The sequence below is a fragment of the Shewanella litoralis genome (genome assembly GCF_009828585.1).
GTDB classification, from domain to species: Bacteria; Pseudomonadota; Gammaproteobacteria; order Enterobacterales; family Shewanellaceae; genus Shewanella; species Shewanella litoralis.
On sequence record NZ_WSRZ01000161.1, the window covers coordinates 1 to 279 of the forward strand.

The following is a 279-nucleotide window of genomic DNA, read 5'->3' on the forward strand; positions in this document are numbered from 1 at the left end:
GTTGAAACAAATTTATAGCGAAACACGTTCGTTTGTCTTGGATGAAAGCCTAAAGAAATTGGGCGTTGAAAAACTAAGTAAAGAGGATGTTCAGAGGATGCAGTGGGAAGTATTGGAGGCCAAAATTGGAAATTGGATCCATTTCATGCGCATTGCTGTTAAATTACTCTTTGCTGGAGAAAGGCAAGTATGTGACCAGATATTTCGAGGCTTCGATTCTCTTAGCGATCAGTGTTTTGCAGAAGTTACAGTGAGCAGTGTATCAATGCTACTTAGCTT

Annotated in this window: 1 protein-coding gene; it reads left to right on the plus strand. The window is 39.8% G+C overall.

Translation table 11 applies throughout. The annotated features are described in order from the left end of the window. A partial coding sequence (locus tag GQA99_RS20480) for an exocyst complex component EXO70 (RefSeq protein ID WP_160057054.1) occupies window positions 1-279 on the plus strand: 279 nt, incomplete at both ends.